This window comes from Ornithinimicrobium sediminis (genome assembly GCF_021272345.1).
In the GTDB taxonomy this organism is placed as follows: domain Bacteria; phylum Actinomycetota; class Actinomycetes; order Actinomycetales; family Dermatophilaceae; genus Ornithinicoccus; species Ornithinicoccus sediminis_B.
On the sequence record NZ_JAJSDQ010000006.1, the window covers coordinates 102,420 to 122,358 of the forward strand.

19 protein-coding genes are annotated in these 19,939 nt (G+C 72.8%); 4 read left to right on the forward strand and 15 right to left on the reverse strand.

What is annotated here, in order from left to right:
• Window positions 1-9: 9 nt before the first annotated feature.
• The 6 genes from dxs to LVO85_RS13685 all read right to left on the reverse strand — a co-directional run bounded on the left by dxs (window position 10) and on the right by LVO85_RS13685 (window position 8,949).
• Window positions 10-1,881 carry a 1-deoxy-D-xylulose-5-phosphate synthase gene (gene dxs / locus LVO85_RS13660; RefSeq protein WP_232748045.1) on the reverse strand — a complete coding sequence of 624 codons (1,872 nt, stop codon included), beginning with the start codon at window positions 1,879-1,881 and terminating at the stop codon, window positions 10-12.
• 76 nt (window positions 1,882-1,957) lie between these two features.
• Window positions 1,958-2,323, reverse strand: coding sequence for a hypothetical protein (locus tag LVO85_RS13665; RefSeq protein ID WP_232748046.1), 366 nt, complete (start codon window positions 2,321-2,323; stop codon window positions 1,958-1,960).
• A 65-nt stretch (window positions 2,324-2,388) separates the two neighbouring features.
• Window positions 2,389-2,562, reverse strand: a complete 174-nt coding sequence (locus LVO85_RS13670) for a hypothetical protein (RefSeq protein WP_232748047.1) — start codon at window positions 2,560-2,562, stop codon at window positions 2,389-2,391.
• 153 nt (window positions 2,563-2,715) lie between these two features.
• Window positions 2,716-5,538: an aconitate hydratase gene (locus LVO85_RS13675; protein ID WP_232748048.1), complete on the reverse strand. Its 2,823-nt coding sequence runs from the start codon at window positions 5,536-5,538 to the stop codon at window positions 2,716-2,718.
• A gap of 50 nt (window positions 5,539-5,588) precedes the next feature.
• Window positions 5,589-6,911 (reverse strand): class I SAM-dependent RNA methyltransferase, encoded by a 1,323-nt coding sequence (locus tag LVO85_RS13680; protein ID WP_232748049.1) that lies wholly within the window; start codon window positions 6,909-6,911, stop codon window positions 5,589-5,591.
• Entirely contained in the window at window positions 6,901-8,949 is a 2,049-nt protein-coding gene (locus LVO85_RS13685; protein WP_232748050.1) for an APC family permease, read from the reverse strand. The genes LVO85_RS13680 and LVO85_RS13685 overlap by 11 nt, the downstream gene beginning before the upstream one ends.
• A gap of 38 nt (window positions 8,950-8,987) precedes the next feature.
• On the opposite strand from LVO85_RS13685, the gene LVO85_RS13690 reads away from it, so the two are divergent.
• Together LVO85_RS13690 and LVO85_RS13695 are read left to right on the forward strand one after the other, a co-directional pair.
• Entirely contained in the window at window positions 8,988-9,650 is a 663-nt protein-coding gene (locus LVO85_RS13690) for a potassium channel family protein (protein ID WP_232748051.1), read from the forward strand.
• A 12-nt stretch (window positions 9,651-9,662) separates the two neighbouring features.
• Window positions 9,663-10,352, forward strand: coding sequence for a potassium channel family protein (locus tag LVO85_RS13695; RefSeq protein WP_232748052.1), 690 nt, complete (start codon window positions 9,663-9,665; stop codon window positions 10,350-10,352).
• Window positions 10,353-10,384: 32 nt separating this feature from the next.
• Here the strand turns inward: LVO85_RS13695 and LVO85_RS13700 are convergent, their stop codons facing one another.
• Genes LVO85_RS13700 through LVO85_RS13720 form a run of 5 tightly spaced genes read right to left on the reverse strand, consistent with a single transcriptional unit; the run spans window position 10,385 to window position 13,039 of the window.
• Entirely contained in the window at window positions 10,385-11,071 is a 687-nt protein-coding gene (locus tag LVO85_RS13700; protein WP_232748053.1) for a DUF3159 domain-containing protein, read from the reverse strand.
• Window positions 11,064-11,429: an OB-fold nucleic acid binding domain-containing protein gene (locus LVO85_RS13705; RefSeq protein ID WP_232748054.1), complete on the reverse strand. Its 366-nt coding sequence runs from the start codon at window positions 11,427-11,429 to the stop codon at window positions 11,064-11,066. The genes LVO85_RS13700 and LVO85_RS13705 overlap by 8 nt, the downstream gene beginning before the upstream one ends.
• On the reverse strand, window positions 11,426-12,202 hold the full coding sequence (locus LVO85_RS13710; protein WP_232748055.1) for a DUF3710 domain-containing protein: 777 nt from the start codon (window positions 12,200-12,202) through the stop codon (window positions 11,426-11,428). Before LVO85_RS13710 ends, LVO85_RS13705 begins: the two co-directional genes overlap by 4 nt.
• Before the next feature lie 9 nt (window positions 12,203-12,211).
• The gene (dut, locus tag LVO85_RS13715; protein WP_232748056.1) at window positions 12,212-12,700 is read right to left on the reverse strand and encodes a dUTP diphosphatase; all 489 of its coding nucleotides are present in this window, start codon (window positions 12,698-12,700) and stop codon (window positions 12,212-12,214) included.
• A 39-nt stretch (window positions 12,701-12,739) separates the two neighbouring features.
• Complete coding sequence (locus tag LVO85_RS13720) at window positions 12,740-13,039, reverse strand: DUF4193 domain-containing protein (protein WP_232748057.1); 300 nt, start codon at window positions 13,037-13,039, stop codon at window positions 12,740-12,742.
• A gap of 207 nt (window positions 13,040-13,246) precedes the next feature.
• Between LVO85_RS13720 and LVO85_RS13725 the strand changes: the two genes are divergently transcribed.
• Window positions 13,247-14,449: an MFS transporter gene (locus LVO85_RS13725; protein ID WP_232748058.1), complete on the forward strand. Its 1,203-nt coding sequence runs from the start codon at window positions 13,247-13,249 to the stop codon at window positions 14,447-14,449.
• A gap of 4 nt (window positions 14,450-14,453) precedes the next feature.
• On the opposite strand, the gene LVO85_RS13730 is transcribed toward LVO85_RS13725, so the two are convergent.
• From LVO85_RS13730 to LVO85_RS13740, 3 genes are read right to left on the reverse strand one after another with little or no spacing between them, the layout of a single operon-like run.
• On the reverse strand, window positions 14,454-15,314 hold the full coding sequence (locus LVO85_RS13730) for an inositol monophosphatase family protein (RefSeq protein ID WP_232748059.1): 861 nt from the start codon (window positions 15,312-15,314) through the stop codon (window positions 14,454-14,456).
• A complete protein-coding gene (locus LVO85_RS13735; RefSeq protein WP_232748060.1) occupies window positions 15,315-16,526 on the reverse strand; it encodes a ferrochelatase in 1,212 nt (403 codons plus the stop codon).
• A complete protein-coding gene (locus LVO85_RS13740; RefSeq protein ID WP_232748061.1) occupies window positions 16,523-17,194 on the reverse strand; it encodes a trimeric intracellular cation channel family protein in 672 nt (223 codons plus the stop codon). The genes LVO85_RS13735 and LVO85_RS13740 overlap by 4 nt, the downstream gene beginning before the upstream one ends.
• A gap of 112 nt (window positions 17,195-17,306) precedes the next feature.
• On the opposite strand from LVO85_RS13740, the gene sepH reads away from it, so the two are divergent.
• On the forward strand, window positions 17,307-18,560 hold the full coding sequence (sepH, locus tag LVO85_RS13745; protein WP_232748062.1) for a septation protein SepH: 1,254 nt from the start codon (window positions 17,307-17,309) through the stop codon (window positions 18,558-18,560).
• Here the strand turns inward: sepH and LVO85_RS13750 are convergent.
• Entirely contained in the window at window positions 18,529-19,938 is a 1,410-nt protein-coding gene (locus LVO85_RS13750) for an MFS transporter (RefSeq protein WP_232748063.1), read from the reverse strand. The genes sepH and LVO85_RS13750 overlap by 32 nt on opposite strands.
• Window position 19,939 lies beyond the last annotated feature (1 nt).

Genomic DNA, 19,939 nt, shown 5'->3' on the forward strand with positions numbered 1-19,939 from the left:
GACCGGCCGTCAGCCGCGCAGGCGCTCGATGAGCGAGGTCGCGACCTGGTCGGGGGTGAGGCCGACCTGCTCGAGGATCTGGCTGCGCGAGGCATGGTCCAGGAACTGCTGGGGTATGCCGTAGCACCAGAGGGGACGCAGCGGGCCCCCGGCGTCGGCGACCGCCCGGGAGAGGGCGCTGCCGATGCCGCCGCCGACGATGTTGTCCTCGATGACGGCGACCGCCCCGGCACGACCGGCCACACGGACGAGGTCGTCGCTCACCGGCAGGACCCACCGCGGGTCGACCACCCGGACGGTGCGCCCCTCGGCGGCGAGCTTGTCAGCGACCTGCAGCGCCAGCGGCGCCATCGCGCCCACCGAGACGAGGAGCAGGTCGGGGTCCCCCTCGCACTCGCGCAGCACGTCGAGGTCCCCGTCGGTCGCCACGGCCTCGATCGGCTCGCTGACCGTGCCCTTGGGGAAGCGCACCACGCTCGGCGCGTCGTCGATGGTGACGGCCTCGCGCAGCGCCCGGCGGATCTGCGCGCCGTCGCGCGGGGCCGCCAGGTGCAGCCCCGGCACGATGCCGACGACGGTCATGTCCCACATGCCGTTGTGGCTCGCGCCGTCGGTGCCGGTGATGCCGGCGCGGTCCAGCACGAACGTCACCCCCTGCCGGTGCAGGGCGCAGTCCATGAGCAGCTGGTCGAAGGCGCGGTTGAGGAAGGTCGCGTAGATCGCCACGACCGGGTGCAGCCCGGCGAAGGACAGCCCGGCCGCCATGGTGACCGCGTGCTGCTCGGCGATGCCGACGTCGAAGACCCGGTCGGGGAAGCGCTCGGCGAACGGCGCCAGGCCCACCGGGATGAGCATCGAGGCGGTGAGGGCGACGATGTCGCTGCGCTCGCGGCCCAGCTGCACGAGCTCGTCGCTGAACTCGTCGGTCCAGGACCGGCCGGACAGCTCCAGCGGCAGCCCGGTCTCGGGGTTGATGGCGCCGACGGCGTGGAAGCGGTCGGCCTCGTGCTCGGTGGCCGGCTCGTAGCCGTGACCCTTCTCGGTGATCACGTGCACGAGCACGACGCCGCGGAAGTCCCGGGCGCGGCGCAGTGCGCTCTCGAGGGCGTCCAGGTCGTGGCCGTCGACGGGGCCGAGGTACTTCAGGCCCAGGTCCTCGAACATCCCCTGCGGGCTGACGATGTCCTTGATGCCCTTCTTGACCCCGTGCACCGTGGCGTACATCTGCCGGCCGACCACCGGCGTCCGGTTGAGCTGCCGCTTGCCCCAGGACAGCACGTTCTCGTAGCCCCGCGTCGCGCGCAGGGAGGCCAGGTAGTCGGCCATGCCGCCCGTGGTCGGCGCGTAGGAGCGGGTGTTGTCGTTGATGACGATGACCAGGGGGAGGTCGGGGTTGTGCGCGATGTTGTTGAGGGCCTCCCAGGCCATGCCGCCGGTCAGGGCACCGTCCCCGATCACCGCCACCGTGTGCCGGTGGCCCTCACCGCGCAGCTTGCGCCCCGTCGCGATGCCGATGGCCCAGGACAGCGAGGTCGAGGCGTGCGAGTTCTCCACGACGTCGTGCTCGGACTCGGAGCGGGAGGGGTATCCGGACAGTCCCCCCTGCTTGCGCAGCCGGGAGAAGTCGTGGCGGCCGGTGAGCAGCTTGTGCACGTAGGACTGGTGCCCGGTGTCGAAGACGACGGTGTCCCGCGGGGAGGAGAAGACCCGGTGGATGGCCATGGTGAGCTCCACGACGCCGAGGTTGGGGCCCAGGTGGCCCCCGGTGCGGGACACCGAGTCGACGAGGTAGGCACGGACCTCGGCCGCGAGGTCGTCCAGCTGCGGCCGGGACAGCGCCTTGAGGTCGGCCGGGCCGGAGATGGAGCGCAGGAGTCCCACGGAGCGAGAGCCTTTCTGCCTGGTGCGGTTCGGTCGAGTCTACGCCGCCCGACCTGTCCCCAACCTGACAGCCCCGTCAACGGGGGCTGAGGGGAGCCCGCACCCGCAGGGCCTCCAGGAGCAGCTCCGCGCTGCGCAGGGCCGACCTCAGCCGCAGGCCCTCCTGGGTCAGCGAACCGAGCACGTCGCCCAGGCTGCCGGGGGGCAGCACGGGCCCCAGCTCGGGGCGCACGTCCCGCCAGGCGCCGCGCATCGCCGCCAGCTCCGCCTGGAGGTGGCGGACGGTCACCCAGGCCAGAGCGACCGGGTGACGCCGCCATGCGGCATACGCCCGGTAGTCGGCGGGGCACTGGTCGAGCAGCCAGGAGACCGCAGCCTGCTCCCAGCCGGAGACCCCGGCCGGGGGGACCCGGTCGGGCCACCCAGGCGGTCCACTCGACATACGAACAAGTGTACGACGCTCTGGCTGTCTCGGTCACCCGCCGTGCGCCCGCGGGGACGGCGCCCTCAGGCCCGCGCAGCCACCGCGGCCGCGCGGGTCTGCGTCGCATCCGCAGCGAGGAGCGCGGCCTCACCGGCCTGCCGGCACTGCGCGAGGGTGAGCTGCGCCAGGCGTGCTCCCACGGCCGGGATCGCGCTCGTGGCCATCGACAACGAGCTCACCCCCAGGCCCGTCAGCACACAGGCCTTGCTAGCGAGTTTCCCGGCACCGGACGAACTCTGCCAGGGATCGTGCACCCCGTATGGGGTACAGGATCCCTGGCAGAGCCACGTTCACCCGGGGAGTCTCCCTGGCAACGCGGGAAGGGAGGGTGCAATCTCCCTCGCAAGGCGTCAGCCGACGAGGGACCTCAGGACGTACTGCAGGATCCCGTCGTTGCGGAAGTAGTCGGCCTCGCCGGGGGTGTCGATGCGGACCACCGCGTCGAAGTCCACGCTCTGACCGTCCTCCTTGGCTGCACTCACCTTCACCGTCTTGGGCACCCGGCCCTCGTTGAGCTCGGTGACGCCGGAGATGGCGAAGGTCTCGGTGCCGTCCAGCCCCAGGGACTCGGCCGTCTCACCCTCCGGGAACTGCAGCGGCAGGACGCCCATCCCGATCAGGTTGGAGCGGTGGATGCGCTCGTAGGACTCGGCGATGACCGCCTTGACCCCGAGCAGACGCGTGCCCTTGGCCGCCCAGTCACGCGAGGACCCCGAGCCGTACTCCTTGCCGGCCAGCACCACCAGCGGCACGCCCGCCTCGGCATACGCCTGGGCCGCGTCGTAGATGAAGGTCTGCTCGCCGTCGGCCAGGAAGTTGCGGGTGTAGCCGCCCTCGACACCGTCCAGCAGCTGGTTGCGCAGCCGGATGTTGGCGAAGGTGCCCCGGATCATGACCTCGTGGTTGCCGCGCCGCGAGCCGTAGGAGTTGAAGTCCTTGCGCTCGATGCCGTGGTCGGCGAGGTACCTGCCCGCCGGGCTGTCGGCCTTGATCGAGCCCGCCGGGCTGATGTGGTCGGTCGTCACCGAGTCACCCAGCCTGGCCAGCACCCGGGCGCCCTCGATGTCGCCGACCTCGTCCGGCCCGGCCTGCATGCCGTCGAAGTACGGAGGCTTGCGGACGTAGGTCGACTCGTCGGCCCACTCGAAGGTGTCACCCTCGGGGGTCGGCAGCGACCGCCAGCGGTCGTCGCCGGCGAACACGTCGGAGTAGTCCTCGGTGAACATCTCCCGGCTGATCGAGGTGGCGATGGTGCGCTCGACCTCGTCGGCAGCCGGCCAGAGGTCGCGCAGGAAGACCTCGTTGCCCTCGGTGTCGACACCCAGCGGCTCGGTCTCGAAGTCGAAGTCCATCGTGCCGGCCAGCGCGTAGGCGATGACCAGCGGCGGGCTGGCCAGGTAGTTCATCTTGACGTCGGGGTTGATGCGCCCCTCGAAGTTGCGGTTGCCCGACAGCACCGAGGTGACCGCGAGGTCGTTGTCCTGGATGGCCTGCGAGATCTCCTCGGCCAGCGGGCCGGAGTTGCCGATGCACGTGGTGCAGCCGTAGCCCACGAGGTGGAAGCCGAGCTTCTCCAGGTAGGGCCACATGCCCGCCGCCTCGAAGTAGCCGGTGACCACCTTGGAGCCGGGGGCCATCGACGTCTTGACCCACGGCGCCACGGTGAGCCCGCGCTCGACGGCGTTCTTGGCCAGCATCGCCGCCGCCATCATCACCGAGGGGTTGGAGGTGTTGGTGCACGAGGTGATCGAGGCGATCGAGACGATGCCGTGGTCGATCTCGAAGGTGTCGCCGTCGACGGTCACCGTCACCGGGGTGCTGACCCGCTCGGTGTCGCCGTCCGGGGGGACGGCCGAGTGCGAGGGCCGGGCCGCCTCCGAGCTGTCGTCCCGCGCGTCGTGCGAGGGTGCGTCGGAGGCCGGGAAGCTGGACTCGATCTCGTCGTCCAGCGCCGAGGGCGTGGAGTCCGGGTCGTGGTCGACGTAGTGCCGCAGGTCGGCGCGGAACTGCTCCTTGGACTCGGTGACCGCGATGCGGTCCTGCGGGCGCTTGGGGCCGGCGATGGAGGGCACGACGGTGGACAGGTCCAGCTCCAGGCGCTCGCTGAAGCGCGGCTCGACGTCGGGGTCGTGCCACATCCCCTGCTCCTGGGCATAGGCCTCCACCAGGGCGACCTGCTCGTCCGAGCGGCCGGTGAGGCGCAGGTACTCCAGCGTCACCTCGTCGATCGGGAAGATGGCACAGGTCGAGCCGAACTCGGGGCTCATGTTGCCGATCGTCGCGCGGTTGGCCAGGGGCACCTGCGCGACACCGTCGCCGTAGAACTCCACGAACTTGCCGACCACGCCGTGCTCGCGCAGCTGCTCGGTGATGGTCAGCACCACGTCGGTCGCGGTGGCCCCCGCCGGGATCGACCCGGTGAGCTTGAAGCCGACCACGCGCGGGATGAGCATCGACACCGGCTGGCCGAGCATGGCCGCCTCCGCCTCGATGCCGCCGACGCCCCAGCCCAGCACGCCCAGGCCGTTCACCATCGTGGTGTGGCTGTCGGTGCCCACGCAGGTGTCGGGGTATGCCGTGAGCTCACCGTTGATGTCGCGGGTCATGACCGTGCGGGCCAGGTGCTCGATGTTGACCTGGTGCACGATGCCGGTGCCGGGCGGGACGACCTTGAAGTCCTCGAACGCCTTCTGGCCCCAGCGCAGGAACTGGTAGCGCTCCCCGTTGCGCTGGTACTCGATCTCCACGTTGCGCTCGAAGGCGTCGGGCCGGCCGAAGACGTCGATGATGACCGAGTGGTCGATCACCAGCTCGGTGGGCACCAGCGGGTTGATCTTGCCCGGGTCACCGCCCAGGTCGACCATCGCCTCCCGCATCGTCGCCAGGTCCACGATGCACGGCACACCCGTGAAGTCCTGCATGATCACGCGGGCAGGGGTGAACTGGATCTCGGTGTCCGGGTCGGCGTCCTCGTCCCACGAGCCCAGCGCGCGGATGTGGTCGGCGGTGATGTTGACGCCGTCCTCGGTGCGCAGCAGGTTCTCCAGCAGCACCTTGAGGCTGTAGGGCAGCGACGTGGCACCGTCGATCCCGGTGATCCGGTAGATCTGGTAACTGTTGTCACCGACCTCGAGTGTGCCCTTGGCTCCGAAACTGTCGGTCGTGTCGCTCATCGCGCCGTCCCTTCCTCGATGACCAGGTCCTCAGACCACTTATCTTGACGTCAAGATAATTCTACCCTTCCACGGCGCCCACCGGCACCCCGGGGTCTCTCCCCAGTCTTGCGCACGGGCTCGAAGAGGGCCACACACTCCATGTGGTGCGTCATCGGGAAGGCGTCCAGCACCCGCAGCCGGGTCAGCTGCCACCCCACCGCCGCAAGGTATGCCGTGTCGCGCGCCAGCGCCGCCGGGTCGCACGCCACGTAGGCCACCGCCCTGGCCCGCAGCCGGGCGACGTCGCGCACGACCGCCTTGCCGGCCCCGGAGCGGGGCGGGTCGAGGACCACGACGTCGTAGCGCTCCCGGGCGTTGACCAGGCCACGCACGGCACGGTCGACCCGGTCGCGCCGCACCCGGGCGTGTCTCCAGGGGCGCAGGTTGTCCCTGGCGTGCTCCGCCCCGCCACGGTCGCCCTCGACCGCCAGCACCCGACCCCGGCCACCCACGGCCTGGGCCAGCCCGGCGGCGAAGAGCCCCACCCCGGCATACAGGTCGAGGGCCCGCTCCCCCGGCCGGGCGTCGAGCCAGCCGAGCACGGTGTCGGCGAAGGTCTGCGCCGCACCCGGGTGCACCTGCCAGAAGCCGCGGGCACCGACGCCGAGCTCCACCTCACCCCCGGGGAGCGTGACGGCCTCGACCACGTCGGGCACGCGACCGCTGGTGGGCACCGGCACCTGCACCGCCGGGCCGCGGGAGGGAGCCACGACGTCGACCGCCTCCGCACCCGGGTGGGCCGTGGCCAGCACGCCGGTCGCGGTCACCTCCCGGACGGCGATGAGGCAGTCGTCGACCGGCACGACCTCGTGGGACCGGTGCCGCCGCAGGCCGGCGCGGCCGCTGCCGTCGACGGCGAACTCCACCCGGGTGCGCCAGCCCAGACCGTCGTGGTCGCCGGGCACCGGCTCGCAGACGACCTCGCCCCCGAGGGCCTCGGCGAGGTCCACGCCCGCGAGCCGCTGGAACTGCTCCGCGACGACCGCGGCCTTCAGCCGGCGCTGCGCCGCGAGGTCGACGTGCTGGAAGTCGCAGCCTCCGCACCGTCCCGGGCCCGACCACGGGCAGGGGGGCAGCACCCGGTCGGCGGAGGGCTGCAGCACCCGCACCGCGTCGGCGCGCAGGAAGCGCCCCCCGTGGCCCGAGCCGGTGACCTCCGCGACCACCCGCTCGCCCGGCAGGGTGTGCCGCACGAACACCACGCGGCCCTCGTGCCGGGCCACGCAGTGCCCACCGTGCGCCACGGGGCCGACGACCAGCTCGACGCGGTCCCCGGGCGCGAGGTCCTCCGGTGCAGCGTCCGTCTGCGGTGCGGCCGGCTCAGTCGGCACGCGTGGGCTCCGTCCGGTGCTCCTGGTGCTCCCGCTCGGCGTCGGCCGGCTCGGCAGGTGGGGCGTCCGGCTCGGGGTTCTCGTCGTCCAGGGAGGAGCCCTGCCAGGGCACGGAGGCGACCACGACCCCGGGAGTGCGCATCAGGGCGTCGCGCAGCTGGTCCTGGGCGCGGTCGCGGAACCACCGCACCATGCGCCCGCTCGAGACGTACTCCGGCAGGTAGACGACCACCATGTCGCGCGGGCGGTCCCGGTGCAGCCGGCGCACGTAGTCGACGACGGGCCGGCCGGTCTCCCGGTAGGGCGACTCCAGGAAGCGCAGGGTGACCGGGATGTCACGCGCCTCCCAGGCGGCCCGCAGCGCCTGGGTCCGCTCCGGGGCGACGTCGACCGTGACGGCCTCCAGCACCTGCGGGCGGGTAGCCCGGGCGTAGGCCAGCGCCCGCATCGTGGGCCGGTCGACCCGCTCGACGTGCACGAGCGCGTAGACGCGCGAGGGCACCGCCTCCTGCTCCACGGAGTCGTCGTCGGGCAGGGCCGTCTCGTCCGCGATCTCACGGTGCAAGCGGTAGACCATGGTCATCACCATCCAGAGCAGAGCGATTGCGAGCAGGGACAGGCCGGCCCCCTCGGTGAAGCGGGTGAGGATCACCACGACCAGCACGGTCAGCGAGACCGTCGCCCCCACCACGTTGATGGTGCGGCTGCGCTGCATCGCGCGACGGCGTGCCAGGCCGACCTCGAGGCGCAGCTGCCGGTTCCAGTGCCGCACCATCCCGGCCTGGCTGAGCGTGAAGGAGATGAAGACCCCGACGATGTACATCTGGATCAGCTCGGTCACCGTCGCCTGGTAGACCAGCACCAGCGCCAGGGCCCCGGCGGCCAGCAGCAGGATGCCGTTGGAGTAGGTCAGGCGCAGGCCCCTGCTGAGCAGGCTGCTCGGCAGGAAGCCGTCCGTGGCCAGCCGCGACGTGAGCTGGGGGAACCCGTTGAACGCGGTGTTGGCCGCGACGACGAGCATCACGCCGGTGGTCACCGCGACGACCAGCACGCCCAACGTCTCGGGCCCGTAGACGACCTGTGAGAGCTGGCCCAGCACGGTGTCCTGGACGAACTCGGGCCCGACGGTCTGTCCCTCGACCCGCAGCTGCTGCTCGGGCTCGACGGCGATCTGGATGCCGGTCTCGCGCACCAGCAGGATGACCGAGAGCAGGATCGTGATCGACGTGGTGGCCATGATGAGCAGGATGCGAGCCGCGTTGGCGCTCTTGGGACGCTGCAGCGCGGGGACGCCGTTGGCCACCCCCTGCACGCCCGTCAGCGCCACCGTGCCGGAGGCGAAGGCCCGCAGCAGCAGGATGCCCAGGCCGACCGCGGTGAGGGCCTCGTAGCCGGGCGCGGGGAGCATCGTGTAGGCCGCGCTCTCCGCGCGGTCCAGCGTGCCGGTGGCCCACTGCACCATGGCCACCCCGATCATCAGCGCCATGGAGCCCAGGAACGCGTAGACGGGCACGGCCAGCGCGCGCCCGGACTCCCGGACGCCGCGCAGGTTGATGAGCGTCAGCAGCCCCACCAGCGCCCCCGCGGCCACCGGCTCGTAGCCGCGCAGGAACACCAGGGCCGCCGCCGCGTTCTGCACCCCCGCCGAGACGGACACCGCCACGGTGAGGACGTAGTCGACCATCAGCGCAGCCCCGACCCCCAGCCCGGCGGTCGGGCCGAGGTTGCGGGTCACCACCTCGTAGTCGCCGCCGCCGCTGGGGTAGGCGTGCACGTTCTGCCGGTAGGAGGCGACGATCACCGCCATGACGGCACAGACCGCCAGCGTGATCTCCCAGGAGTGCAGGAAGACCGCGACACCACCGGCGAGCGCCAGGGTGAGGACGATCTCGTCGGGGGCGTAGGCCACCGACGACAGGGCGTCGCTGGCGAAGACCGGCATACCGAGCCGCTTGGGCAGCAGGGTGTCGCTGAGGCGTTCGGTGCGCAGCGCGCGCCCGATGAACACGCGCTCCAGGACCTGCCGCGGACCACCCATGGATACCGAGTCTAGGAGCGGCACGCTAGCGTCGGCACGTGCACTTCGTGATCATGGGCTGCGGACGCGTCGGCGCCACCCTGGCGACGAGCCTGGAACGGCGCGGCCACGAGGTCGCCGTCATCGACCAGGACGAGCTCGCGTTCCGCCGGCTGGCGCCCGAGTTCCAGGGCCACCGGGTCAAGGGGGTCGGCTTCGACCGTGACGTCATGCGGCGCGCCGGGGTCGAGAAGGCCTACGCGTTCGCGGCGGTGAGCAGCGGCGACAACTCGAACATCATCGCGGCCAGGGTCGCCCGGGAGACCTTCGGCGTCCAGCGCGTGGTCGCCCGCATCTACGACCCCGGCCGGGCCGAGATCTTCGAGCGCCTCGGCATACCGACGGTGGCCACGGTCCGCTGGGCCGCCGACCAGACCCTGCACCACCTGCTGCCCCAGGGGGCGACGCCGGACTACTTCGACCCGACCGGCCGGCTGGTGCTCGCCCAGATCCACCTCGACGACGGGTGGATCGGCCACCGGCTGACCGAGATCGAGGCGTTCGCGCAGGGCCGGGTCGCCTTCGTGACCCGGCTCGGCGACGCGCAGATCCCCACCGAGCAGAGCGTCTACCAGGAGGGCGACGAGGTGCACCTGGTCGTCCCCCGGGACCGGCTCCCCGAGCTGGAGCACCGTCTCGACGCTCCCCCGCCGCAGGACTGAGGAGGAGGCACCGTGCGCATCGCCGTCATCGGGGCAGGGAGCGTGGGGCGCTCCATCGCCCGGGAGCTCATCCACAACAACCACGACGTCCTGATCATCGACCAGGAGCCCGACCCGGAGCGCACCGCCCGGGTGCCGGCCGCCGACTGGCTGCTCGGCGACGCCTGCGAGCTGAGCACGCTGGTGCAGGCTCGGCTCAACACCTACGACCACGTCGTCTGCGCCACCGGGGACGACAAGGTGAACCTCGTGGTGTCCTTCCTGGCCAAGACGGAGTTCGCGGTGGCCAGGACGGTTGCGCGGGTCAACAACCCGCGCAACGAGTGGCTCTTCAACGACTCGTGGGGGGTCGACGTGGCCGTCTCCACCCCGCGCCTGATGACCGCGCTGGTCGAGGAGGCCGTGGCCGTCGGTGACCTGGTGCGGCTCTTCGAGTTCCAGCAGGGGAACGTGCACATGGTCGAGCTGACCATGCCCGACTCCAGCCCGTATGTCGGCCGGCGCGTCGGTGAGCTCCCGCTGCCGGAGGACACGGCCATGATCACGATCCTGCGCGACGGCCGCGCCCTCACCCCGGTGCCCGACGAGATGCTCGAGGTCGGTGACGAGGTGCTCTTCCTGTGTCCGCCGGAGGCCGAGTCGGCCCTGGCGCTGACCCTCAACCCGGACGCCCAGCCGAGAACCCCCGACGACGAGGACTGAGCTCCTCGGCGGTGCGGGAGCCCCCGCCGGCCCTAGGTGCGGGGGGTCTCCTGCTGCAGGGGGGTGCGGCCGGTGGTCAGCATTACGCCCATGACGAGGATCGCCGCCAGGTAGGCCGGCCATCCGAGGGCGATCTTGGCCACGCCGAGCCAGGCGACCTCGCCGGCGAGGTAGAGCGGCACCATCACGGCCAGCCGCACGACGAACAGGGCCACGAGCACCCAGGTCAGCCGGCTGCAGACGCGCACGAGGGGCCGGTCACGCCGCCAGGCGCGAGGGTCGTCGGCGAACTTCGGGTCGGCCGCTGCCACCAGGAAGCCGATGAGCGGCCACCGGGCGAGGATCGAGACCAGCGCCCCGATGCCGTAGGCGGCGCTGACCAGCATGCCCGGCAGGAAGGCGTCCTCGGCGTTGCCGCTGCGCAGCGCGAAGAAGGCGGCGATGCCGATGCCGAACAGGGAGGACAGCACGTAGCGGTAGGACCCGCCGATCGCCATCCGCACGCCGACCATGAGCAGGGTCGCCGCGACCGCGGCGACCACCGCGGGGCGGACCTCCTCGCGTACCAGCCACACCACGACGAAGACGACCGTCGGCAGGGCCGTCTCCACGGAGCCGTACCAGCCGCCCAGCACCTCCGAGAGCCGGCCACGGATGACCATCTCCACGGTCTCCTCCGCCCGGGCCTCGGCCAGGGGCTCGCGCTGGGGCTCAGCCACGGGAGGGCAGCAGGTCGTAGCCGGGGTTGTACATGACCAGCCGGTCGTCCTCGCAGGCCACGCGGCCACGCACCGTGAGGTAGGTGCCCGGCTGGATGCCCGCGATGGCGCGGCGCCCGAGCCAGATGAGCTCCAGCACACCGGTGCCGTCGTAGAGCTCGACGCGCACCTCGGGCCGGCGACCGTGCGGCGGCACCGCCAGGCTGTGGACCACCCCGGTCACCTGCGCGACCTCGCGCTCGACCAGGCTCTCCACGGACTGGCACCCGGGGCGGGCGCACTCGCGCGCCACCTCGTCGGCCTCCAGCTGTGCCTGGTCGCGCCCCAGCCGGTCCATCATGCGGGTCAGTGCGCTCACGGCCGGCCCTCGCTTCCGCTCTGCTCGGTGGGGTCCTGCTGCTGTCCCGCGGGAGGCTGCCTCTGGGGCTGGTCGCCCTGAGGCTCGTCGCCCTGGGCGGCGCGTGCGCGCCGGGCGGCGGCGTCCACGACGTTCTGCGGGGCACGCAGCTCCAGCAGCTCGCGCGGCGGGCGTGGCTCGTCGCCACGGTCCACGACGACGCCGCGCACGAAGGTGAGCACCTCGCGCAGGGCCTCCTCGTCCGTCGCGGCGGGGCCGTTCACGACGACCCGGAGGAACCAGCGCGGCCCGTCCACCCCCATGAAGCGGGCCGGCTGGTAGGCGACCCGGCCGTCGGCGGCCCGCCCCGGCATCCGCGCGCGCAGCTCGTCCCCGAAGACGCCGTCGGCGGTCTGTGCGGAGCCGCCGGCCTGCACGATGCCCTCGGACAGGGCGGAGCGGATCTCGGTCCAGATGCCCGAGGAGCGAGGCGCGGCGAAGGCCTGCAGCTGCACCTTGTTGTCCCCCACGCCGCAGGTCACCCCCACCATGCGCTGGGTGCCCTGCTCGATCTCCAGCCGCAGCTCCATGCCGGGCCGCGGGGGGACGCGCAGCGCACCGAGGTCCAGGTAGCCCTCGGCGTCGGGACGCTCGGAGACGTCGAACGGGCCGTCCACGGCGCGCTCCCAGTCACGGTCGACGCCGGGCTCGCCCTCGGGGACGTCGACCTCGGCCTCGGCGCTGTCGTCGCCGAGGTCGGGTGTGATCTGCTTGCGCTTGCCGAAGATGCCCACGTGTCTGCGTCAGTCCTTGGTGTCGGTGGTGATGAGGTCGGGTGCGGCGCCGAAGCCGCCGGAGTCGCCGTGACCGCTGTCGCCGCGGGCGCTGCCGGGCAGGCGCGCCACCTCGGTGAAGGCGACCGTGCTCACGGGCTGCACGACGAGCTGGGCGATGCGGTCGCCCCGGTGCACGGTGAAGGCCTGGGTCCGGTCGGTGTTGAGCAGGCAGACCTTGATCTCCCCGCGGTAGCCGGCGTCCACGGTGCCAGGGGCGTTGACGACGGTGACCCCGTGCCGGGCCGCCAGCCCGGACCGGGGGTGCACGAACCCCGCGTAGCCTGCCGGCAGCGCCAGGGCCACCCCGGTCGGCACCAGCGCCCGCTCCCCCGGCGCCAGTACGACGCCCTCGCGGGCACACAGGTCCAGCCCGGCATCACCGGGATGGGCCTGCACCGGCACGGGCAGGTCCTCGTCCAGGCGGTGCAGCAGCACCGGCACGCTGTCAGTGGTCACGTCGTCCGAGGGTAGTCGCTCAGCGCCCCGGCGCAGCGCTCAGGCCGCGCACTCGGTGCAGACCGGCAGCCCGCCGACCTCCTTCGCCAGCTGGCTGCGGTGGTGCACCAGGAAGCACTTCGAGCAGGTGAACTCGTCGGCCTGCCGCGGCATCACCCGGACGGACAGCTCCTCCCCCGACAGGTCGGCGCCCGGCAGCTCGAAGCCTTCGGCGTGCTCGGTCTCGTCGACGTCGACGCTGCCGGTGTTCTTGTCGGCCCGTCGCGCCTTCAGCTCCTCGATGGAGTCCTCGTTGACGTCGTCCTCGGTCTTGCGAGGGGCGTCGTAGTCAGTCGCCATGCCCTGTGTCCCTGTCCTCACTGCGATGGTCGGTGTGCGGTGGCCGATGCCGACCGCAGGTCGCTGGCCTGTGAACGTCAGGGAGCCGGTTTTTGTGCCCGGCCACGGGATCCCCGCTGTTCGTAGGTTGCGCCGGGATTGTGCCCTATCTCTGCGCTCTGCGCGACCAGGGACCGCCGCGGGCCCTGCAGTGCCATCATCGGACAGGTGTCCGTCCCCTCTGCGCGCCCGTTCCGGCTGCGCTCCGTCGCGCTCACCGCCTACGGCCCCACGGTGGTCGCCTCCACCGGTCACGGGGCCGTGATGCCGGTGCTGGCGCTGCGGGCGCGCGACCTGGGTGCCGACGTCGGCACCGCCGCCTTCGTGGTGGCGCTGCTGGGCGTCGGGATGCTGCTCGCCTCCCTGCCGGCAGGAGCCTTGGTGGCCCGGGTCGGCGAGCGGCGCACCCTGCTGCTGGGCGGCCTGGTCGACGGCGCGGCCCTGCTCGCTGCGGCACTCACCACCAGCCTGGCGGTGCTCGGTGGCGCGGTGGTCGTGAGCGGCATGGCCTGGACGGCCTTCCTGATCGCCCGCCAGGGCTACATGATCGACGCCGTGCCCACGGCCTACCGCGCCCGGGCGATGAGCGTGCTCGGGGGCAGCCACCGCGTCGGGCTGCTGCTCGGGCCGTTGCTGGGTGCAGCGCTGATCGGGCTGACCGACCTGCGGGCGGCCTTCGTGCTCGCGGCCACCCTGACGGTGGCAGCCGGGCTGCTCGCCCTGGTCATGCCCGACCTCGGCACCACCGAGCGCGCCGCAGCCCGCGCCGGCGGCCACGCCTCCGTGCTGTCCGTGCTGCGGGAGCACCGCCGCACCCTGCTGACCCTGGGCACTGCGGTCGTCGTGATCGGCGCCTCCCGCTCGGTGCGCACGGTCCTGCTCCCGCTGTGGGCCGAGCAGGTCGGGCTGTCGGCCGCCACGACGTCGCTGGTCCTGGCCGTTGCGGCGGCGGTGGACATCGCCTTCTTCCTGCCCGGCGGGTGGCTCATGGACACCCGCGGGCGCACGGTGGTGGCCGTCCCGGTGGTGCTGGCCGTCGCGCTGGGCTGCCTGCTGCTGCCGACCACCAGCGGGGTGGCCGGTCTGACGGCCGTGGCCTGCCTCATGGCGCTGGGCAACGGGCTCGGCTCGGGGATCGTGATGACCCTCGGCGCCGACGCGGCGCCAGTGGCCGGGCGGGCACAGTTCCTCGGGGGCTGGCGCCTGTGCGGTGACATCGGCAGCACCGGCGGCCCGGTGCTGGTCGGCGTGGTCGCCTCCGTCGCCCCGCTGGCGACCGCGGCGGTCGTCGTCGGCGTGCTGGGCCTGGCCGGCACCGCGTGGGTGGCCCGGTGGACCCGACGGGTGGACCGCGGCACGCTCGCCGGCTGACCCCTCAGCCGTGCAGCTCGACGAGCAGGGGGTGCAGGGTGGCGTGCAGACCGGGGGCCGCGGCGACGACCATGTCCCGCGAGGCAGGCCCGGCCAGCCCGGAGACCACGCCTCCCGCCTCGGTCACGACGAGCACGCCGGCCGCCATGTCCCAGGGCTGCAGCCCCCGCTCGTAGTAGGCGTCGACCCGGCCCGCGGCCACGTGGCACAGGTCGAGCGAGGCCGCCCCCATCCGACGCAGGTCGCGCACCTGCGTGAGCATGCTGACGGCGATGTCACCCTGGGCCCGGCGGTCGTCCACGTCGTAGCTGAAGCCGGTGGCCAGCAGAGCCTTGGACGCCGACTCGGGCTCCCGCACGCGCAGCGCGTGACCCCGGATGTATGCCGTGCCGCCCGGCTCGTCGGGCCGGTCCAGCCGGGCGCCGCCACCGGCGCGGGCGTGGAAGACCTCGTCGACCCGCGGGTTGCACACCGCCCCGGCCACCGGCGTCCAGCCCCCGGGCACGGTGGGGTCACCGACGACGACGGCGACGGACACGGCATACGCGGGCAGGTCGTAGAGGTAGTTGACCGTGCCGTCGATCGGGTCCAGCACCCAGGTGAGCCCCGAGGTGCCGGCCGACCACCCGTCCTCCTCGCCGAGGATGCCGTCGTCGGGGCGGGCGCTCGCGATGCGCTCCCGCAGCAGCGCCTCGCAGCGGGTGTCCATCACGGTCACGACGTCCAGGTCGGTGGCCTTGGTCTCCGCGACCGCGACCTGGTCGGGTCGCTCGTCGCGCACGAAGCGCCCGGCCGCCGTCGCCAGGTCCACGGCCAGCTGCTCGAGCGCGACCCGCTCGGACTCGGCGGGAAGGTCGACCGGCACTCAGTCGCTCCCGCAGCAGGCCGGCTTCGCGGTGCGCAGGTTGGGGCAGCAGCCGGGACGGCACACGGAGGGCCGCGGCACCGGCACCGGCCACGCCGGGCGGTCGACGTCGTCGCCGCGCGCCTCACCGGCCCGCTCGAGCACGAGGTCGACCAGACCGCTGACGAACTCCGGGTCCACCCCGACCGTGGGCACCCGCACCATGTCCAGGCCGAGCTCGTCGGCCGTCTCACGGGCCTCGGTGTCCAGGTCGAACACGACCTCCATGTGGTCGGACACGAAGCCGATGGGCGCCACAACGACATGCCGCACCCCCTGCCCGTGCAGGGCGGTGAGGTGGTCGTTGACGTCGGGTTCCAGCCACGGCTGGGTGGGCGGGCCGGAGCGGGAGCAGTAGGCCAGGTCGGCGGTGACCTCCTGGCCCAGGGTGGCCGAGACCTCCTGGCCGATGGCCTCGGTGAGGGCCTGGTGCTGGGCGCTGTAGAGGTTGCCGTCCTCGTCCCCGGGGCCGGACGTGTCGTCCATGGCGTCGGGGATGGAGTGGGTCACGCAGACGACCCGAGGCACCTCGCCGGTGCGCTCGTGCAGGTCGCGGACGGCCTCGGTGACCAGGCGCACGTTCACCGCGGAGAAGCCGGGGTGGTTCCAGTACTGCCGCACCTTGTCCACCTGCAGCGTGCGCCCCTCGGCCGTCAGCGTGTCGAGGGCCTCGGCGAGGTCCTCGCGGTACTGCCTGCAGGAGCTGTAGCACGAGTAGGCGCTGGTGGTGACGACCACGAACGAGTGCATCCCCCGCTCGTGGGCGTCCCGCAGGGTGTCGGTGAGGAAGGGCTCGGAGTTGCGGTTGCCCCACACCAGCGGGGTGTCCACGCCGCGACGGTCGAGCTCGGCGCGCAGGGCCGCCATGAGGGCACGGTTCTGGTCGTTGATGGGGCTGCGCCCACCGAAGTGGTGGTAGTGCTCGGCCACCTCGGCCAGCCGCTCGTCGGGGATGCCCCGGCCCCGGGTGACCCGCCGCAGGAACGGCATGACCTCGTCGGGACCCTCGGGGCCGCCGAAGGACACCAGCACGACCGCGTCGTAGGGGGCTGTCTCGTCGGTGCGTTCCTGCTGCGTCGCCTCCTGCAGGACCTCGTCGGTGGACTCCTCGCTCGGGGGCGCCTCGGCAGCGGCGCGGTCCGGGTCGGCGGGCTCGGCGAGCGGTGAGGTCATCGCGGGTCTCCTGTGCGCAGGGCGGTCGGGGCGTTGAGGTCGAGGATCACCGCGACCATGCGGATCACGAACACCAGCATGACGGATGCCCACACGACCCATTCACTGAGGTGGCCGAGCTCGAAGGACACGACCACGATCGTGGAGCCGATGAGGGCCGGCACGGCATACAGCTCGCGTCTGAGCAGCTCGGGCACCTGCCCCGCCAGCACGTCGCGCAGGACACCTCCCCCGCAGGCGGTGATCACCCCGATGAGGACGCAGGCCAGCGGGTCGGCACCAAAGGCGACCGCCTTCAGCGCGCCGCCGACGCTGAAGATCGCCAGTCCGGCGGCGTCCAGGGTGCGCACCGACTGGGACATGATCTCGCGGCGCACGCGCGGCATGTCCGAGACGGCGGCCATGACCTGGTGGTGGGTCGCGAAGACGAACAGCCCGGCGGTCAGGGCGGTGACGAGCAGCCGCCAGTCGCTGATCCCCACCGGCGGCACGTCGCCGAGGAAGACGTCGCGAAGCATGCCGCCGCCGAGCCCCGCGATCCACGCCAGCACCGCGATGCCGATCATGTCCAGCCCTTTGCGCACCCCCACGAGCGCGCCCGACAGGGCGAACACGAACACCCCGATGATGTCGAGAAAGAGTTGCAGTCCTTCGTTCGAGGCGACCATGGTGGGAGCAAAGGTACCCGGGCGGCACGGCTCCGGCGTGGCCTGCGCGACGAGCACGGCCCCAGGTGGCACAGTCGACCCTGGAGGCATGTCGGCACAAGGGAGAGGCAGCATGGATCAGTTGCGGTTCACCGGGCTGCACGAGGACGGCGCCCACCTCGTGGTCACCGCCGGCGACGGCACGGACTACGTCGTGCCGGTCGACGACCGGCTGCGCGCGGCCGTCCGCGAACGGCCCCGTCCGGCGTCGACGGTGCCGGTCACACCGCGCGAGGTCCAGTCCATGATCCGGGCCGGCCACACCCCCGAGGAGATCGCCGGCCGTACCGGCTGGGATCCCGAGCGGGTGCAGCGCTACGAGACCCCGATCCTGGCGGAGCGCGAGCACGTGGCGCGACGGGCCCGTGCCTCGCACGTGCGCACCCACGACCGGGCCGGGAGCCCGCCCACCCTGGAGTCGCGGGCCTCGGAGCGTCTGGAGGCCCGGGGGGTGCCGGCCGACAAGGTGGCCTGGGACGCCACCCGCCCCGAGGGCGGCCGCTGGACCGTGGTCGTGACCTTCGTGGCCGGGCAGCGGGACCGGCAGGCGTCGTGGACCTTCGACCCCGCCACCGGCTCGCTGGACGCTCTGGACGACGAGGCACGCTGGCTCAGCGAGGACGAGGTGACCCTGCCGCGTGAGGCGGCGGCCGCCACGATCTTCGGCGGCGCGCTCGACGGACCCGACGACCTGATGTCCTCGATGCGCGAGCGGTCCCGCAAGCGCGGCCGCACCCGCCGGCCCCGACCGGGGGCCGCTGCGGTGGAGCCCCCGCCGGAGCCGCCGACCATCGAGTCCGACGACACCAGCGAGATCACCTCCGACCCGGGGTCGGTGCCCGGCCGCAGGGACGTGCCCGAGGAGGCGCTGCCCCTCGAGGACTTTCCCTACGACCCGGACACCATGGGTCTGCCGCCATCGGCCCACGGGCACACCGACGAGGAGGAGTCCGAGGAGGTGCACGAGGCAACCCTCGCCGACTTCTTCGACCAGTTCGACGGCGAGGACGACGACGAGGGTCAGGACGACGACCTGCCTCAGGACGAGGCGGGACCGCTCGAGGAGCCCTACGACGAGGCGGGACCGGCCGAGGGGGCCTACGAGGAGGCGCTGCCGGAGGGCGAGGACGTCTGGGACGACGAGGGCGGCGCTGCCGAGGAGGGCCTGCCGGAGGGTGTGCCGTCCCGCCGCGGTGACACAGGTCCGGCACCCACCCCCGAGTCCGAGGACGCCGGGGTGGTCGACCCCGCGGCCCGCAGGCGTGGCCGGCCGAGCGTCCCCAGCTGGGACGACATCATGTTCGGGGCGCGCGACCGGCGTCGCTGACCGCGGCACCGCCCCGGGCGCCGTTGAGGACGACGACCAGCCAGACGGTCAGCAGCCCGGCGACGACACCCATGCCCACCGTCGCGTCGATGGGCAGCAGCACCCCCAGGCCGCCACCGACCACCCAGGACACCTGGATGAGGGTCTCGGAGCGGCCGAACACGCTGGTGCGACGTCGCTCGTGCACCTTCTCCTGGATGGTCGCGTCGAGGGCGAACTTGCCCAGCTGCTGGCAGGTGCCGACCACGACGCTGAGCAGCAGCAGGGTGACCATGCCGAAGCTGAGGGCGGTGACGAGCGCGAAGAGCACGTCGACGATGAGAGCGACCTTCACCATCGTCATCGGCGGGACCGACCGGGTGCGGGCCCCCAGGAAGGTGCCCAGTGCCGAGCCGAAGCCGGCAGCGGCCGCGACCAGGCCGATCAGCACCGTGTAGCTGCTCTCCCAGCCGGCCGGCGGCTGCTCGCGCAGCAGGAACGCCATGTAGATCGTCAGGAAGCCGGAGAGCATGCGCAGGCCGGCGTTGGCCCGCAGGGCGATGACCACCTCACGCGGGATCCTGCGCCGCTGGTGCATGTCGGTGAACTCCGAGATCGGCACCTCCTCCTCGCCCCTGGTGGAGTCGACCCTGGCCGGCAGCCGCACCGCCAGCAGGCCCCCGAACAGGAAGACCAGCACACCGAGGCCCAGCGCCCACTGCGGCCCCACCGTCGACAGCAGGGCTGCCACGGGGACGGCCACCGCCGCACCGACGACACCCGCCATCGACATGCGGCCGTTGGCCGAGGTCAGGCTCATCTCCTCGGGCAGCAGCCGGGGCGTGGCCGCCGACCGGGTCACGTTGTAGGCCTTGGAGGCGATGAGGATGAGCAGCGCCGCGGGGAACTGCCACCACGACGCCTCGTCCAGCGACAGCGCGAGCAGGACGCACAGCACTGCACGCAGGCCCATCGTGGTGCCGATGGCCCAGCGCCTGCCGTGCCGGTAGCGGTCCAGGAACGGCCCCACCAAGGGCGCGAGCACGCTGAAGGGCAGCAGGGTGAGCAGCAGGAACAGGGCCACCTGGCCGCGGGCCTCGCCGGTGGGCAGGGTGAAGAACAGCGACCCCGCCAGGGCCACCGCGACGACCGCGTCGCCGGCGTTGTGCAGGGCGTGCACCTCGATGAGGCGGGAGAGCCCGGTGCGACCGGCGCCCCCGGAGTGCGTGGCGCGGCGCGCTGCCGCCACGGCGGCCAGGCCCGCTCCTGCGGTGCTGTGGCCGGCGCTGCGGACGCCCGCACCGGCCCTGGCCCGGCTGCCGAGGCGCGGGCGGGCCGGGGCGCCGGTGATCGGCGTGGGGTGGACGGGGTCCGGGCTGTCGCGGTGGTGCTCGGTCACG